At 46.6% G+C, this 17,705-nt stretch carries 14 protein-coding genes; 12 read left to right on the top strand and 2 right to left on the bottom strand.

The features are described 5' to 3' along the window. Positions 1–36: 36 nt before the first annotated feature. The 8 genes from GMA8713_RS06190 to GMA8713_RS06155 are packed head-to-tail and all read left to right on the top strand — an operon-like array spanning position 37 to position 9,483. On the top strand, positions 37–3,153 hold the full coding sequence (locus tag GMA8713_RS06190) for an aerobic carbon-monoxide dehydrogenase large subunit (protein WP_084387668.1): 3,117 nt from the start codon (positions 37–39) through the stop codon (positions 3,151–3,153). Positions 3,154–3,210: 57 nt separating this feature from the next. After that, positions 3,211–4,119, top strand: a complete 909-nt coding sequence (locus GMA8713_RS06185; RefSeq protein ID WP_198159459.1) for an AAA family ATPase — start codon at positions 3,211–3,213, stop codon at positions 4,117–4,119. A gap of 57 nt (positions 4,120–4,176) precedes the next feature. Beyond that, positions 4,177–5,340 (top strand): VWA domain-containing protein, encoded by a 1,164-nt coding sequence (locus tag GMA8713_RS06180; RefSeq protein WP_062706895.1) that lies wholly within the window; start codon positions 4,177–4,179, stop codon positions 5,338–5,340. Positions 5,341–5,384: 44 nt separating this feature from the next. Further along, entirely contained in the window at positions 5,385–6,305 is a 921-nt protein-coding gene (locus GMA8713_RS06175; protein ID WP_062706893.1) for an XdhC family protein, read from the top strand. After that, the gene (locus tag GMA8713_RS06170; RefSeq protein ID WP_062706891.1) at positions 6,298–6,927 is read left to right on the top strand and encodes a nucleotidyltransferase family protein; all 630 of its coding nucleotides are present in this window, start codon (positions 6,298–6,300) and stop codon (positions 6,925–6,927) included. The genes GMA8713_RS06175 and GMA8713_RS06170 overlap by 8 nt, the downstream gene beginning before the upstream one ends. A gap of 52 nt (positions 6,928–6,979) precedes the next feature. Next, entirely contained in the window at positions 6,980–7,807 is an 828-nt protein-coding gene (locus GMA8713_RS06165; RefSeq protein WP_062706890.1) for an XdhC family protein, read from the top strand. Between the two features lies 1 nt (position 7,808). Beyond that, on the top strand, positions 7,809–9,038 hold the full coding sequence (locus GMA8713_RS06160) for an aminotransferase class V-fold PLP-dependent enzyme (protein WP_062706888.1): 1,230 nt from the start codon (positions 7,809–7,811) through the stop codon (positions 9,036–9,038). Next, positions 9,031–9,483 carry an iron-sulfur cluster assembly scaffold protein gene (locus GMA8713_RS06155; RefSeq protein ID WP_062706886.1) on the top strand — a complete coding sequence of 151 codons (453 nt, stop codon included), beginning with the start codon at positions 9,031–9,033 and terminating at the stop codon, positions 9,481–9,483. The genes GMA8713_RS06160 and GMA8713_RS06155 overlap by 8 nt, the downstream gene beginning before the upstream one ends. Here the strand turns inward: GMA8713_RS06155 and GMA8713_RS06150 are convergent. Then, positions 9,466–10,167 (bottom strand): LytR/AlgR family response regulator transcription factor, encoded by a 702-nt coding sequence (locus tag GMA8713_RS06150; RefSeq protein ID WP_062706884.1) that lies wholly within the window; start codon positions 10,165–10,167, stop codon positions 9,466–9,468. The genes GMA8713_RS06155 and GMA8713_RS06150 overlap by 18 nt on opposite strands. A 302-nt stretch (positions 10,168–10,469) precedes the next feature. Next, positions 10,470–11,693: an alpha/beta hydrolase gene (locus GMA8713_RS06145; RefSeq protein WP_062706882.1), complete on the bottom strand. Its 1,224-nt coding sequence runs from the start codon at positions 11,691–11,693 to the stop codon at positions 10,470–10,472. 312 nt (positions 11,694–12,005) lie between these two features. Here GMA8713_RS06145 and GMA8713_RS06140 point away from each other — a divergent pair, with 312 nt between their 5' ends. From GMA8713_RS06140 to GMA8713_RS06125, 4 genes are all read left to right on the top strand, one after another. After that, entirely contained in the window at positions 12,006–14,306 is a 2,301-nt protein-coding gene (locus tag GMA8713_RS06140) for a bifunctional salicylyl-CoA 5-hydroxylase/oxidoreductase (RefSeq protein ID WP_062706880.1), read from the top strand. Positions 14,307–14,329: 23 nt separating this feature from the next. Beyond that, positions 14,330–14,797 carry a MarR family winged helix-turn-helix transcriptional regulator gene (locus GMA8713_RS06135; RefSeq protein ID WP_062706957.1) on the top strand — a complete coding sequence of 156 codons (468 nt, stop codon included), beginning with the start codon at positions 14,330–14,332 and terminating at the stop codon, positions 14,795–14,797. An 82-nt stretch (positions 14,798–14,879) separates the two neighbouring features. Next, complete coding sequence (locus GMA8713_RS06130; RefSeq protein ID WP_062706872.1) at positions 14,880–16,496, top strand: AMP-binding protein; 1,617 nt, start codon at positions 14,880–14,882, stop codon at positions 16,494–16,496. A 62-nt stretch (positions 16,497–16,558) separates the two neighbouring features. Then, entirely contained in the window at positions 16,559–17,698 is a 1,140-nt protein-coding gene (locus tag GMA8713_RS06125; protein ID WP_062706869.1) for an ABC transporter substrate-binding protein, read from the top strand. Positions 17,699–17,705 lie beyond the last annotated feature (7 nt).

Genomic DNA, 17,705 nt, shown 5'->3' with positions numbered 1-17,705 from the left:
TCGATGCAAACAAGGGGAAGTGTGATGGTATCGAGTATGCAAGATCTAAACACCAACGAAGAAGGCGATCTCTCAGAGGTGACGAAAAGAGTTCAGGGCATCGGTTGCTCGCGCAAGCGCAAGGAAGATCCAAAATTTGTACAGGGTAGGGGGCAGTACGTCGATGACGTAAAACTACCAGGTATGGTTTTCGTAGATATGGTGCGTAGCCCGTATGCCCACGCCCGAATTGTCTCGATCAACAAAGAAAAAGCCCTCGCATTACCTGGCGTTCATGCTGTTCTTACTGCCGAGGATCTTAAACCCCTTAATTTGCACTGGATGCCGACGCTTGCTGCTGACAAGCAGGCCGTCCTTGCTGATGAAAAAGTCCACTTTCAATATCAGGAAGTCGCTGCAGTTATCGCAGATGACAGATACATAGCAGCAGATGCCATTGAACTTGTTGAAGTGGAATACGAAATACTGCCTCCCTTGGTTGATCCTTACCAGTCTATGGTAGACGGCGCCCCTATCGTCCGTGATGATCTGCTGGATGAGCATGGAGAGGTTGAGCAAAGTCATCCGAATAAAATTTTTGAATGGGATGTGGGTGACAAAGAAGGAACGGAATCGGTTTTTGAGAAAGCACCGGTGACTGTCAAAGAAACCATGTATTACCCGCGTGTTCATCCAAGTCCACTTGAAACCTGTGGTTGTGTTGCCTCGTTTGACCCGGTCAAAGGTAACCTGACTGTCTATGTCACCTCTCAGGCTCCTCATGTTGTCCGCACCGTTGTGTCATCGCTCTCAGGTATTTCAGAGAGTAAGGTTCGCGTGATTTCACCAGATATCGGCGGAGGGTTTGGCAATAAAGTGGGGATTTATCCAGGGTATGTTGTTGCCATTGTGGCCTCCATTGTACTTGGACGTCCCGTTAAATTCGTTGAGAACCGTACCGAGCATTTGTCGACGACAGCGTGGGCGCGCGATTATTTCATGACAGGCGAAATTGCGGCCGACGAGCAGGGGCGTATTCAGGCACTGCGCGTCAACGTATTGGGTGATCACGGTGCGTTTAATTCACAAGCTCAGCCTACTAAGTGGCCCGCCGGTTTCATGAATATCTGCACCGGCTCTTATGATATTCCCGTCGCCTATTTGAACGTGGTTGGTGTGTATACCAATAAAGCCCCAGGCGGAGTGGCGTATCGATGCTCATTCAGGGTGACAGAAGCCGTCTACGTGATTGAAAGAATGATGGATGTGCTGGCTCACAAACTTGGCGTGTCCCTCGCCGAAATCCGTATGCGAAATTTTGTTAAACCTGAGCAGTTTCCTTATGACACTGCATTAGGGTGGCAACTCGATAGCGGCAATTACCACTTTGCCCTGCAAAAGGTGATGGATGCCGTCGACTATCCCGCGCTGCTCGAAGAACAAAAAGTAAAGCGCGAAAACGGGGAGTTGATGGGGATCGGCGTATGTACCTTTACTGAAATCGTGGGTGCTGGGCCAACCCGAAATTGTGACATTCTCGGTATTGGCATGTTTGACAGTGCCGAGATAAGGATGCATCCGGATGGCAGTATTATTGCCCGCATGGGGACGATTTCCCAAGGGCAGGGACACGCGACGACCTATGCACAAATCATAGCTACAGAGTTGGGTGTTGATTCTGATTTGATAACGATTGAAGAAGGCGACACCGATACTGCACCTTATGGTCTTGGTACCTACGGTTCACGCTCAACGCCTGTTGCGGCGGCGGCTGTTGCAAAAGCGGCGAGAGAAATACGTGCCAAGGCTCGAAAACTTGCTGCTGCAATGATGGAAGTATCTGAAGACAGCCTTGAGTGGCAGGAAGACAGGTTTGCCGTCAAAGGCGTGCCGGGTATGGAAAAAACCATCAAGGAAATTGCCGCGGTCTCGTATGGTCAATTGCCTAATGGTATTGAGCCTGGCCTTGAGGCGGTGAATTACTATGATCCGCCAAATTTCACCTATCCATTTGGTGCTTACATCTGTGTGGTAGACATTGATAAAGGGACGGGAGAGACCAAAGTCAGACGTTTCTATGCGCTTGATGATTGCGGAACCAGAATCAACCCCATGATCATTGAAGGACAAATTCATGGCGGTCTGACAGAGGGTTACGCCGTTGCATTCGGGCAAGAGCTACCGTTTGATGCCGACGGTAATATCCTCGGCAACACCTTGATGGACTATTTTATTCCGACCGCAGTAGAAACGCCGAAATGGGAAACTGATCATACCGTGACGCCTTCTCCTCATCATCCTCTTGGTGCTAAAGGCGTGGCCGAATCACCCCATGTTGGCAGTATACCTTGCTTTACCTCGGCGGTTGTCGATGCGTTTTCTCACCTTGGGGTGACACATATGGATATGCCTCACACCGCCTATCGCACTTGGCGCGAAATGAAAAAACTGGGACTGACCCAGATTGAGGATTCGCCGGATGTGAACAAACTGGTTGAGGAAGCCAACAAGCAAACGTTCGAAAAAACCTGCTGCCACAATGCCAGCACCACGAATGCACTTGAAGATACTGTCATGAAACATCTGCAGGATGATGGGGGGATGGCGATTGTAAAAGACTTTCCTGTGAGTCAACCACCGGAGATGGGGTGGGAAGTATTGACTGACATACGCAAAGTTGCGTCATGTATTCCCGGTGCATCGATCACTGCACAGATTGACGAAACGCATTATGACGGAGAAGTCAGTGTCAAGCTGGGGCCAGTGGCCATGTCTTTTAAAGGCAATATCGAAGTGCTCGAAATGTCCCCATCAGCAATGACAATGGTGATGCTAGGACAGGGCACAGATACCAAGGGTACGTCTTCAGCAGAGATGAAACTGGTGGCGGTCGTGCGTAAAACAGCTTCTGGCATGGTGTTGAATGGCCATGCCCGCGTCAAGGTCCGAGGAAAGCTTGCGACGTTTGGTGGCCGAATGATCGGACAGGTCACTGATCAAATACTGGATCAGTTTGGGAAAAATTATGCCGATCAGGTAACGGCATTATCCGGTGGTGAAGCTGCAGAAAAAGCAAAAGAACGTCTCGCAGAAGGCCCCAAATCCGTCAATGCGTTTAGCTTCGGAATACGGCTTCTGTGGCGCAGTATCAAGCGTCTCTTTGGTGGGAAATAGCAGGCTATGCGCAGCGAGCAATCGTCGGTTGGATGCAGCATGTCGAGGAGAGAGCCATTGACTGAAAGACAGGGACAGCGGGAGACAGATTTCCCCCAAACGGTGATGGACATTCGGCATGCATTGAAGGCTGGCGGGTACATTTGCGATAAGAGCCTGGCGTTTAGCTTGTCATTGATGAAACAACTGGAAAGGCCCTTGCTGTTGGAGGGGGAGGCGGGTGTAGGGAAAACATCGGTCGCCACACAGATAGCCGCCAGCCTGGGTCGCCCTTTGATCCGATTACAGTGTTACGAGGGGCTTTCAGTCAGTCAGACATTGTACGAATGGAATTATCAGCGTCAGCTCCTCAGTATCAGGCTTTTGGAAAAACAACAAGATATTGATATTGAAGGCGAAATTTACGCAGAGAAATATTTGTTGGAGAGGCCGTTACTCAAAGCGATGAGGACGGTGGAGCCCTCCGTGTTGTTGATCGATGAAATTGATCGCGCAGATCAAGAGTTCGAAGCCTTTCTGCTGGAACTCTTGGGCGAGTTTCAAGTCACGATACCGGAAATTGGCACATTAAAAGCAAAGTCCTCGCCCTTGGTGATTTTAACCTCTAATGGCACCAGAACCTTGAGTGATGCACTACGTCGTCGCTGTCTGTATCACTATATCGACTACCCAACAGCACAAGAAGAGTTAGCCATTGTTGTCGCGCGAATACCGGACATTGACATAAGACTCGCAGAGCAGATTAGTCGGTTTGTCCAAGCGTTAAGACGCAGAGAGTTAAAAAAAGTGCCGGGAATAGCTGAAACACTGGATTGGGCTGAGGCCCTGTTAGGGCTGGAGTACAAATCGTTGGATGACAACCTTGAGTGTTTGCATCTTAGCCTGACCTGCTTGTTAAAGCACAAAGAGGACCGCTTTCAGCTAACAACAGATGAACTCGAAAAACTGGTGGTGATCGCAAAGTGAAGGGCAATGCTTTCTTGTCATATCGAAGTGGTTTTTGCGCCGTATTGGAGAAACCTAATGGCCGAGATTTTTGACATCGAAAAGACGGAGTTGCGAATGATCCATTTTCTTCGCTCTTTGAGGGCAAGAGGCTTTTTGGTTGATTTCAGTACGCAACAAACGGCTTTAATGTTACTGGCTAAGAACGATTTCTTTGACAGAGAGGCCATGCGGCACTTGCTGAAAACCTTGGTGTGTGACACTCGGGCAAAGTGGCATCAGTTTGATGAGCTATACGCTAGGTACTGGTCGGTAAAGCCTATTCAGGGCGGCAAAGTGATCACCCAAAACCTGATGGGGAAGCAGAATAAGTCAAATGGCGTTCCTGACGGGCAGTCAACGCAGCAGCGAAAAGAGAAATCCAAACAGTCGCAGAAAGAGTCTGGGGCGGTTGACCTCGAAAACGGTGACATGATCAATAAATATCGGGCCTCGTCGCGGGATGGTCATGTCGATAGATTTGACGCCCCAATCAATCCCGAGTTGCTGGTGCAGTTGTCGGGTATTTGTGACGCCATCATTAATCAATGGCTGCGTTCTCGTCAGGCTACCTCGAGCTCTGCGCACGTCAGAAAACACCTCGATATCCGGCAGTCAGTGCGCGTCAACATGCAACATGGTGGTGAGTTATTCGAATTACAGTGGTTTAGTTCGCGGGATGAGAAACCAACCGTCACGCTCTTCATTGATGTCAGTCGTTCAATGGATAAGCACACATCCCTTTTTTTACTGTTCGCAATGGCAATGGTGAAAAGACTAAAAACCACGCGTGTTTGGCTGTTTAACACCCAGCTCACAGAAATATCGCGGCAATTACACCATCAGCAGTTCGGTCAATTAAGAGAGCAAATTCTTCTTCAGCATTTGTGCTGGGGCGGCGGCACCAAAATTGCTGCGAGCCTTGATAAATGGTTGCATTCTGCCAGCAAGCCGCAAAGGCGAAATCACTATGTGGTGATTTTGAGCGACGGTCTGGATACCGACTCTGGAACACAGCTTTCTCAGGTAACAAAACATCTTAAGCGTCTTTGTCACCGGCTGATTTGGGTCAATCCTTTGATGGCCTTGGAGCGGTTTGATCTCTCATCGCAAAAGTTAGCGGGTGCGATGGAATACATTGATGACATGTTCTCAATCAATACCGTTGAAGACTTCCGGAAACTGACCACTTCAATGCACTGACGGGTTCAATCAAGGTTATAGATGATGGATGGGGAGCAAGATAAATGAATACTGAACGCCTCAAACATACAGACGCATACACGATGTTGCTTGATGTCGTTGAAGCGCAGTGCCCGGCAGTGATCGCGACAGTGATTGTGGTTTCAGGGTCGAGTGCAAGTAAAGCTGGCAATCAGGCAATCTTCAGCAACAACACCCTGAGGGGATGGATAGGCGGGGGATGTATTCAACCGGCGGTGAAAAAGTGGTCTCAGCACGTATTAAATACAGGCCAGGCTATATTGCTTAGGGTTGGGCCAACGTCGAGTAACTTACTCACGGAGCAGCAGGTTTTCTACCCTTCCAGTTGTGCCAGCGAAGGTGTTATTGATGTATTTCTTCAGCCAATCAACGTGAAAAAACAGGTGATCGTTGTCGGTTCGAGTGAAACGGCGGTTCAAGTTGCTGGTTTTGTGGAGCAGGTTGGGTATGACGCAATGTTATTCTCTGACGAGTGTTATCACAGAGAGTTGCTGCCTGAGAGTCAATGCGCAGACACCGACGCGTTTATCCAAACCGCCTCTGAATTAAATGAATCGGCCACGATTGTTATTGCAACTCAGGGCAAAAAAGACCTGACAATGCTGAAAACGGCCATTTCATCGAAAAGCCCGACCGTTTTGTTTGTCGCCAGTCAGAAAAAATTTACGGCCATTCGCAAGAAACTCTTGGAAGGAGACACCGCATCTTCGGATGTTGAAAAAATCGTTTCTCCTGCTGGGTTAGAGATACACGCGCAATCGCCTAAAGAGGTGGCGTTATCCGTTGTTGCTCAGATCGTTGCCCTCAAAAATGGACAGGAGTCGAATAATGAAACGTCAGTGAGCAAAGAATGCAAAGCGTTGCCTGATACCGAGGAAAAAATACCCGATGGGACACCGCAGAAAAACGGAAACGACGTGGGGAAAAGTTGCTGTCATGGATAATCTTGAAGCGTTTATTCCCAAGCTGGACGTATTGCTTTTGGCTGCCGGTATGTCAACGAGGATGGGGGACATCAATAAGCTCTGTATCCCTGTTGACGGGGAGCCAATGGTCCGGAGAAGTGCCAAGCTCTATCTCAGCCTCGGGATCAAGAGATTGGTGGTTGTTGTAGGCTTTGAGTCTGAAAGGATCGCCGACGCGCTCAGTGGGTTACCCATTCACTTTGTTTTTAACGCCGATTATGAGCGCGGTCAGCATACGTCGATTAAAGCGGGTCTTACTGCCATCAATCCTGATTCACACAGTATTGTTGTTGCGTTGGCTGATCAGCCTTTTTTGACACGCAACGATGTCAGGCAACTTATTTTGAGCCATTTGGAAAAGTGTGGATCACTCGAAGCGTACCTAGTGCCCGTTATCACTGTCCCAACCGTTTTCGGCCAAAGAGGCAACCCTGTCCTCATGACGAGAAACTGCATTGCACTGGCGGGAAAAGATGATCTGAGACCGGCCTGTCGGCGGTTGATTGAAGAGCACCCCGACTGGGTCAATACCCTTGAATGCCATTCGGTTGGGTTTTGCCGGGATATCGATACACCAAACGACATGGCGCTGCTGAATTAATGGAATTTTAGCCATAAAGGTCAACCGGCCAGCTACGCAGTGGGAGTATAAGGTGACTGACAAAATAGAAATGAAAATTGCGTTAATGCAAAAAGAAAGATCGGTTTTCGCGGTGGCCACTGTTGTTGATCATTGGGGGTCGGTGTCAGCAAAATCAGGGTCGAAAGCGTTAATCAACGCTAACGGGGAACTTGTAACTGGCTGGATTGGTGGTGGATGTGCCGAATCCGAGACCTGCTATCAGGCGAAAGAGGCTATCAAGGAAGGGACCCCAAGGACGTTTGATATAGATCTAGACGATGAAATGCTCGGTGTCGGCATGCCGTGTGGAGGGGCGATGAAAGTCTATGTAGAACCGTATGTGCCTGCACCAAAACTATGGCTTATTGGCCACGGTAAAGTCGTGCAGACATTATGCACGCTAGGTAGCCTGATGGGGCTTGAAGTGGTGATAAATGACACGATTGCAACTCACGCATCCTATCCTGAAGCAACCATTATTATCAACGATGACACTGACTACAGTCAGCTTGAACCTGCTCCAGAAGATTATGTAGTGATTGCAACGCAGCACAAAGGTGATCACCTGTCCATGATGAAAGCCATTTCGTCTGGTGCCCATTACATCGCGCTGGTTGCGAGCAAGAAGAGAGCGGGGTTAGTAATGAACTATTTAGATGATCAGGCATTACGTACCCCAAACGTCTTGGTTAGCACACCTGCTGGATTGGATATTGCGGCACACACCCCCGAAGAAATCGCATTAAGTGTCATGGCCGAAATTGTCATGTTTCGACGTGGCGGAACAGGCGGCCGGATAAGCCAACTGGCGCAAAAAACGGGTCAAAGGTTGGATGTGCGGTTTGCAGAGGGAACCTGAAATGGCCGCGTTTGATGGACACGTGGAGAGTGAATTTCAATACCTGGATACTCAGGGAGCAAACTTTCTCGACAATGCGGCCACAACGTTTAAACCAATCAGTCTTATCACGGGGCTGTCCGAGTATTATAAAAACAACGTTGGGCCGGTGCATCGCACGACTTATCGGCGCGGGCACTTTTGCTCTGAGCGATACGATGCTTGTCGGGCCAATCTGGCCGAGTTCTTAGGGGCGTCAAGCGATGAAATTATTTACACGCGTTCTGCAACAGAGAGTATTAACTTGGTTGCCAAGGCGTGGCTTCCTTCCCATTTAGGCCCGGGCAAAAAAGTCTGGATCTCAGAGTTTGAACATAATTCCAACTTCCTTCCGTGGCGTGATATCTGTGAAAAGACGGGCAGTGAGCTTCGTTATATTCCAGCCTGCATCAATGGAGAGCTGGATATTGCCCATGAAGATATATGGTCTTCAGACTCGGTGCTTATTGCCATTCCACATGTATCTAACGTGATTGGTGGTGAATTTCCTATTAAAGAACTCTGTCAAAAAGCGCGTACATTGGGCATAGCAACGCTGGTGGACGCCTCCCAATCTGCAAGTTACCTCGATTTAGATGTGAGAGAAATCCAATGCGATTTTCTGTGTTTTTCTGCCCATAAAATGTATGGGCCGGAAGGTATTGGCGTCTTGTTTGCCTCGAGAGATAAATTGAGTGCGATGACGCCGCATTTCATGGGGGGCGGTGTTGTCAACACAGTTTCCCGCTCGTCAAAAGACATTGTTTTCAAAGAAGGAAGCACCGCTTTTGAAGCAGGAAGCCCCAATTTGGCGGGGGCGATCGGCTTAGACCTGGCGCTTACTTTTATACAAGGTGTAGGAAAAGCGCAGATCAAAAAGTACCTTTATGATTTGGAAGCCAAAACTCGCCAACGTTTACTGGAAATAAAGGAAGTTAAGGTGTTACCTCGGGGAGGAAATGCTTCGGGCTCCAGCATTCTGTCCTTTACCATTGATGGGGTTCATCCTCACGACTTTGCGGATGTTGCAGACAGAAATGAACAAATTTCAGTGAGGACGGGGGCCCATTGTGCTCATCTTTTGCTGGAGAAGTTCGAACAACATGCTGTCATCCGGGTGAGTTTTGCGATTTACAATCATGAGAGCGTGATTGATGGTTTACAGGCTGCAGTGTCTGAGGCCATTGCGTTATATGGACGAAAAAATGGATAAGATCGCCGACCAACGCAGTTTGTTGATGGCACATTACCGCCATCCGAAGGGCCATAAGACGCCCTCGTCTGAACGCGTAGTGATTCAAGCCATTAACCCGGTTTGTGGTGACCAAATTTCTTTGGCGGCAGATATTCAAGGCGGAAAGGTTTCAAATATTGAATACAGTGCTCGTGCCTGTTCAATTTGTATTGCATCAGCATCTATCATGACGACGCTTTGCTGTGATAAACCGATTGGTATATTTGAAGATTATTATACTGAGATACGTTCAGGCCTGAACCATCATTCTTTGGAGAAAACCGAGCCTCTTATTCTGTCCATCGTTGATACGGTTTCTCCGTCAAGAAAGAAATGTGCACTTCTGCCTTGGGATGTATTGAATACACACATTAATAATGCCAAGGACATGGATGGAAAACATGATTTAGGGGATGTTGAGTAGCGTCATTATGTCTTTTCTATACTTTTTGCTGACGGGCACGGGTTCAGAATGCGTGCTGTCAAACGTCAATGTCAGGGTGCGAGTTCTTTTCTCAACAGCTGTAATTGATTGTAAATTTACAAGGTAACTTCTGTGAGTGCGACTGAAGTAGCCAACTGGGGAATTTTGTTCTATCTCGCCAATAGATAAATTACACAGGTAAGTATCGTCCGCAGTTATGATAGATGAATAGTGTCCGTCGGCTTTAAAGTAGAGTATATCCGAGATGTTAATCAAAATTATTTTTTTGTTTTTATAAACCGGATATTTTTTAATGGTTATCGTATCGTTTTCTAAATCAGTTGCAATGCTGGTTAAATCATAAAAAATCACGTTTGTTCCATATATTCCTCTCTCTCCGATTGTTTTACTTATCTTAAGTAGCAATAACTTGTTAATAGCCGCGATTATCATGGAAATGGGTTTCGGTGAATCCACGGGACAGTTTTGTTTAGAGATAAGTTTGGAAACTTTTTTCCTAACTTCTGGAGGGTGAAATTTCACGATTTCCTTTCCGAGTGGAAAACCATCTTGACACTCTAGCACCTCGAAAGCAACGTGATTCATTGCAACTATTTGATTCCTAGCATTTAACCAAATAACACCCGGGTCAAAGCGTTGCAGGAGAAACTGAAACTGCTCCATTGTGAACTCCTCCTTCAAATCCAACTATGTGCCTTAGTAAGTATTAGTGGATTGGGTTTACTGATACAACAAAGAGTAATAATCTTTATTCTAGAGCCATCAACGTAAAATGAAAACTCAATATTGAGTATTTTGACAAGGACTTATTATGCGTGATGCGTGATTTTCAATAAAGAAAAGATAAGTCTGCGTGATGAGTTTTTCTTCGGAACTTATCCGTGGATAGTCAACATTGAACTGATTTGTCCGAAATTCCTAACAAATCATTGCTTGCCTCTTGTCTTACTTCACCCAAGCGATATTTACCCAATTAGAGGTTTTGGTGGTTTTTTAAGTATTAAATCTAAACAGGCACAAAAGGTTGATGTAGATTCAGAGTAAAATTCATCAACTGTAGAAAAGTGATTTTTATTCTCTAAAACCACGGTATTGCTATTCATATCGCGAGACTGAAGATACTCCGCAAAAACACTGGTCTGTCTTTGAAACTCGTCACTTTCATTACCTCCTACATACAGGCTGAAATTGACGGGTTCAGAAGCATCAAAATGAACAGGACTCGTTTTTGTTAATTGTGTTGAGTCGAGGTTTAACCGCTCGCGCATGATGATAGTGAAGGGTTCCAGATCGTAAAGGCCTGAAAAGCCGATAACGGTTTGGAATAGATTGCGCGGAAGCGATGCATCAAATGCCGACCAGTTGGTTAATCCCATCATGGCGGCTAGGTGAGCTCCCGCTGAGTGGCCCGCAACGGTAATCGCATTGGGGTCAATGCCATGTTCCTCTGCGGTGACAAATAAAGTGCGAATACCACTCCGGCATGAATCAATGATTTCACTCATTGTGACGTCTGGGGCTTGTGGGTAATTCAGGTTTGCTACGGCAACGCCACACTGCGTGTAAGCGTTAGCCACCTTGGCGTAGATTTCTTTGTCAGTGTATTGCCAATAGCCACCGTGAATGTGGATAAGCAAAGGCATTTTTTTGTCTCTACGCTTCGGGAGATAAAGGTCGAGCGAATGGTGGTAGGAAGATGAACCAAACACGATTTCCGTCATGTCGCAGTGAGGAGAAGGGCGAGTCTCCACCCAATTACGAATGATCTGTGGTGCATCGGGGGCAGTCAAAAAGGTGTAGTATTGATCAAACAGCTCGGCTTTCGAGTAGTCTCTGAAGACAATGTCATTTGATGGCGGCTCCCGCTCGATGGTCGCTTCGAGCGCAACCGTTTCGTGCTCAATGAGTGCAATCTCACCAATATTACCTGCTAGCCTGAACCTGAGCACTTTGTCTATTTCATCTTGATTTTTAAAGAAATCATCAAGTGATACTACATATATCGTTAATGTTCTTATTGATGATCTATTTACACCGTATGCGAGAAAGCGTTCGCTAATTTTTGCCGCTAGAGCAGCAAGGGAGTCCACGGTATTTTCTGGGTTTTCATCCTCCACGTGTTCAATAAATATCTCTCTATTATCAATATTTTGAATGGGTATTTTCTTATTTATTGATTCGATTTTCATTGTTTATCTCCTGACAAAATATTAACGCGCACAACCAAGATTAGAGACAGGAAGACCTTCATCCTACAGTCAAAAAGAATTACTTGAGCAATAAATGCAAATTATTTTCATATAAGCAAAGATTTATTAAGTATTTCTCATTATTTGGACGCTCATACCAAAGTCTTTGATTAGAAATACATTTCTTTTGGTCCGCGAGAAACATAATTGATAATACAGTTAATATATATTTTAAGTATAGATATTTTAAGCTTGAAATATATTTATTCGGTGCCTACGATTTGATCAAATCATTAATGCAGGAGCACGGAAATGAGAGTCGCTTGTATCGGAGGAGGCCCCGGAGGGCTGTATTTCGGCATATCAATGAAACTGCGCAACCCTGACGTTGAAGTGTGCATTATTGAGCGGCACCGTGCGGATGATACCTTTGGTTGGGGCGTTGTTTTTTCAGCAGAAACCTTAGACAACTTTGCACAAAATGACCCGGTAACAGCAGACGCTATAAGGGAAAACTTCGCCTATTGGGATGACATTGCCTTAGTGAGAAATGACGAAAAAATAGTTTCGACAGGTCATGGATTTTGCGGTATCGGGCGATTAAAACTCCTCAATATTTTGCAAAAACGGGCGGAAGAATTGGGCATTGAAATTCGTTATGCCACCGAGTCCCAGCCTGCTGAAGAGTTAGCGAAAGCGTATGACCTTGTGGTTGCCGCCGATGGATTGAATTCCAAAACAAGGCAAGCTCACGAGAAAGAATTCAAACCCAACGTCGAAATGAGGCCATGCAAATTTGTTTGGTTGGGTACTCCTCAGAAGTTTGATGACGCCTTCACGTTTATTTTTGTGGAAACCGATAAAGGTTGGGTTTGGGCACACGCTTATCAGTTTGACGACAAAATGGCGACCTTCATTGTCGAATGTGATGAAGAAACATGGGCGAAGTATGGCTTTGGTGACATGAGCCAGCAGGAATCCATTGAAGTCTGTCAGGAAATATTCAAAGACCACTTATCAGGTCATCCCCTCATTACGAATGCGAACCACATCCGAGGTTCAGCGTGGATCAACTTCCCACGTTTATTGTGCGAAAAGTGGAGCTTTAACAACATTGTCTTGTTAGGAGATGCAGCCGCATCTGCGCATTTTTCCATAGGATCCGGCACCAAATTAGCGATGGAAAGTGCGATTGCGTTGGCGACATATTTGAATCAAGAAGACTCAATACAAGATGCTTTTCGTCTGTATGAAAGCGAACGCCGCGAACAGGTGCTGCGCATTCAGTCCGCCGCAATCAACTCTTTAGAGTGGTTTGAGCATGTGCACCGCTATTTAGGGTTTGACCTGAAGCAATTGAACTACGCCATGTTGACGCGCTCCCAACGAATTGGACATGAAAACTTGCGCGTGAGAGACCCCAAATGGCTCGCTGAAGCTGAAGCCTGGTTCAGCAATCAAGCCGGTAGCGACGAGTCTGGCCAGGTTCGGTCTCCCATGTTCACTCCCTTTACTCTGCGTGACTTAAAACTCATCAATCGCGTTGTGGTTTCCCCGATTGCCCAATACAAAAGTACGGATGGGCACATAACCGATTGGCACCTTATTCATTATGGCGAGAGAGCCAAAGGTGGAGCGGGCTTAGTGTGCACGGAGATGGTGTCAGTGGCCGAAGATGGACGAGCTACATTGGGGTGTGCAGGGCTGTATCACGACACTCAAGTCTCGGGCTGGAGCAGGGTGAATGAGTTTGTGCATAACGAAACGCAGGCTGCGACATGTTGCCAGCTTGGCCATGCCGGTGCCCGCGCAGCGACTCAATTACCCTGGGAGGCGGAGAATCAACCCTTGGAAACGGGTGGGTGGCCGCTAAAGTCCGCCTCTCACGTGCCATGGTCGCCTAGCAGCCATGTACCTGAACCGATTTCCGAACAAGAAATGGATAAGGTGTGTGAGCAATTTGTTCAAGCGGCGCAACGGGCTGACCGTGCGGGTTTTGACATGCTGGAAATTCATGCAGCACAGGGTGGGTTATTGGCCTCTTTCATCTCGCCTCTGACTAACTTGCGTGATGATCAGTTCGGTAGCCAATCACTTGAAAATCGCATGAGATTTCCATTGAAGGTAGTGACAGCTGTTCGGCAAGTTTGGCCGGTTCACAAGCCAATGTCCGTCCGTATTTCGGCCAGTGATTGGGCGGGTGAAAGCGGCGTCACACCCCGTGAAGCCGTCGATATTTCTGCAATGTTGAAGAATGTGGGTATCGATATCATTGTGGTTTCATCAGGTGAAACAACGTCATCGGTAAAACCAAGGTACGGCCGTCTTTATCAAACGCCTTTTGCCGATCAGATTCGTAACGAAGCCAACATCAGCACCATGGCGGTCGGGAATATTTACGACGCTGACCATGTGAATTCCATCTTATTGGCGGGTCGCGCGGATTTGGTCGCGATTGGTCGCCCTCATTTATCCGACCCTTATTGGACGAATAGGCAAGCGGCTCTCATACAAGACAGCGAGCAAGTTTGGCCGCGACCCTACCAAACAGGAAAAGAACAATTACAAGGGTTAGTAAACAGAGAATTAGCCAACAAGAACTCCTCACAATAGAGAGTCCTGAATTGATGATTGAAATGGAAAAATTACCCGTGAATGTCGATGAAAAACACTCTAAATCACGACTTAGGTTATGGCTGAAAATCCTTGGTGTCAGCCAATACATACAGTCAGATCTGAGACAGAAATTTCGGGTTGAATTTAATTCAACACTCCCACGGTTTGATGTGCTGGCAACACTGGCACGCTATGAAGAAGGCATGAAAATGAGTGAATTATCAACGGCTTTGCGTGTTTCTGGCGGTAATGTCACGGGCATTATTGATAGGCTGATAGATGACGAATTCGTTGAAAGAACGGTGATGCCAAATGATCGAAGAGCATCTTGTGTATCGCTCACGGCATTGGGTCGCAAAGAATTTGAAGTGCAAGCGAAAGCCCACGAAGCATGGGTCAATGAACTTCTTATCTCTTTGGACGATGATTCGCTCCATATTTTGAGTCACCAATTGGACGCCATTATTCATCATGTTGTGAAAGACTAAGCTAACCAGCCCTACGGTCTGTCGATCTGCCGACAAGGCATGAGATGCAGTCGCTGAAAGTAGTACGTAGTGAGGGAAAAAGATGTTAGGACCAACTGCACATATCGATTCGTTTACACGAAGCAATTTGCCGCCTGTCGGCACTTGGCCAGAGTTTCTGGTTAAGGAAAATCAATATCCAGAATACCTAAACGTTGCTGAAGAATTGACCGATAAAATGGTTGCCACCGGTTTTGGCGATCATACTGCGCTAATCGGGAATGGGCGAAGACGAACCTATAAAGAGTTATTGGATTGGAGTAACCGGATCGCGAACGTTCTTGTCGATGATTTCGATCTGGTGCCGGGGAATCGAGTGCTTATTCGTTCCACAAATAACCCCGCTTTCGTTGCATGTTGGTTGGCCGTTACGAAAGCGGGAGGCGTAGCAGTCAATACCATGCCGATGCTAAGGGCGGCTGAATTAGGTCAAATTGTTGATAAAGCGGAAATCAAATTTGCGTTATGTGACACCCGGATTATGGATGAGCTTGAAGAATGCCAGCAGTCCAGTGTCTGGTTGGAGCATGTCATCGGCTTTGATGGCAGCTCAAATTTTGATGCTCAACTCGACAGAATGGCATTAGAAAAGTCGGTGAAATTCAGTCCAGTAAAAACAGGACGTGATGACGTTGCCTTGCTGGCTTTTACGTCGGGTACTACCGGAAAACCCAAAGCCACAATGCATTTCCACAGGGACTTATTGCAGATAGCCGATGGCTATGCGAAGGAAGTGCTGCAGATCTCTTCCGATGACATAGTAGTAGGCTCCCCTCCGTTAGCGTTCACTTTTGGATTGGGTGGCTTAGCGATCTTCCCGTTACGCTTTGGCGCATCAAGTATCCTTCTGGAAAATGCGTCACCTACCAATATCATTGAAATTATTGATAAATATAAAGCAACCATCTGCTTTACTGCGCCAACTGCCTATCGCGTGATGCTAAAAGGTATGGAGGAAGACGCTGATTTGTCGTCGCTGAGGGTTGCTGTGTCTGCAGGTGAAACGCTGCCAGCACCTATTTACAGGGAGTGGCTTGAAAAAACAAACAAACCGCTTCTCGATGGCATAGGTGCAACTGAAATGCTGCACATCTTTATTTCCAATCGTCTGAATGACCATGCTCCCGGCTCTACCGGGAAGCCAATTTCAGGCTATGAAGCCAAAATTGTTGATGCAAATGGCGAAGAAGCCGGAGTGGGGGAAGTGGGACGGTTACTTGTACGGGGGCCGACAGGCTGCCGCTACTTAAATGATCCTCGGCAAAGTGACTATGTCTCCTCCGGTTGGAACATTACAGGAGATGCATTCTACAAAGACGACCAAGGCTTCTTCCATTTTGTTTCCCGTAATGACGAAATGATTGTGTCTTCTGGCTACAACATTGCCGGACCGGAAGTGGAATCCGCGCTGCTCAGTCATGCTTATGTTAAAGAATGCGCCGTGATAGGAAAAAAAGACGATGCGCGAGGCATGATTGTTGAGGCACATATTGTATTGACAGATATTGCAGACCCGTCTGAACAAACAATCAACGAACTGCAAGACTATGTTAAAAATAAAATTGCTCCCTTTAAATATCCAAGGTCTATAAAGTTTATTAATGAGTTGCCCAAAACAAAAACAGGGAAAGTACAAAGATACAAACTAAAGATGAATTAAGTCACTTTTTGATTTAATTAACTATGGAAATACCATCTTGTGTGGTGGTTAAGGATAATGTTATGAAGTTAAAGATAAACCTATCAATAGCTATATCGTTATTTTTTTTGGTGTCAACATCGTATGCCAATGAACTCAAAGTAGGCTTAATTACGACACTTTCTGGTGGCGGGGCTGCGTTGGGTATTGATATTCGAGATGGTTTTCTACTAGGTGTTGAACAAGCAGGGGGCGGGAATATCTCTGTGGTTGTAGAGGATGATCAGCGTAAACCTGATATTGCAATAAAAGTCGCTGACAAAATGATTCAATCCGAAGATGTAGATGTGTTAACAGGGATTGTTTTCTCAAATATTGCGATGGCGGTTGTCCCAAGCAGTCTGTCACAGGGTAAATTTTATATTTCTCCAAATGCGGGGCCATCTTTATTGGCGGGCAAGCGTTGTCACAAAAATTATTTCAATGTAGCTTGGCAAAATGACAATTTACATGAGGCGGCCGGTGAATTTGCCAACGCTAAGCAATATAAAAATAGCTTCATTATGGCACCGAATTACCCAGCGGGAAGAGATGCACTGAATGGGTATAAGCGGTTGTACCGTGGTGAGTTGGCAGGAGAAATAAAAACTAAGCTAGGACAAACCGATTACGCGTCTGAAATTGCCCAGATTCGCGCATCGGGTGCAGATAGCGTGTATTTCTTTTTGCCTGGTGGCATGGGTGTTTCTTTCCTCAAGCAATATGCTGACAGCGGCGTCGGAATTCCTTTAATTGGCCCTGCTTTTAGTTTTGATCAAACCATTCTAGCAGCGGTTGGAGAGGCAGCAGAGGGTGTGAGTAATACCTCTCAGTGGAACAAGGACCTTGATAATGAAGCGAATAAAGCATTTGTAGCGTCATTTAAGGAAAAGTACGGTCGCCTACCATCTCTTTATGCGAGTCAAGGCTTTGACGCGGCAGTCCTTCTTGCCAATGTTAATTCGAAGGTGTCAATTTCAAACCCTGACCAATTCCGGGCTGAGCTGGAAAAAGCGGATTTCTCATCAGTACGTGGCGGTTTCGAGTTCGGGCCTAACCATCACCCGATTCAAGATTACTATGTTCGAGAAGTCGTGAAAGAAGACGGCATCTACACCAATAAAGTGGTCTCCACGGTACTGTCAGCACATGCAGACGCTTATTCGCCCGAGTGTAAGTTTTAGCCAAGGG

It is taken from the genome of Grimontia marina, from assembly GCF_900060185.1.
GTDB lineage: Bacteria > Pseudomonadota > Gammaproteobacteria > Enterobacterales > Vibrionaceae > Enterovibrio > Enterovibrio marinus.
Note: the sequence above shows the minus strand (reverse complement) of the source record. Positions and strands in the feature narration are given on the sequence as shown.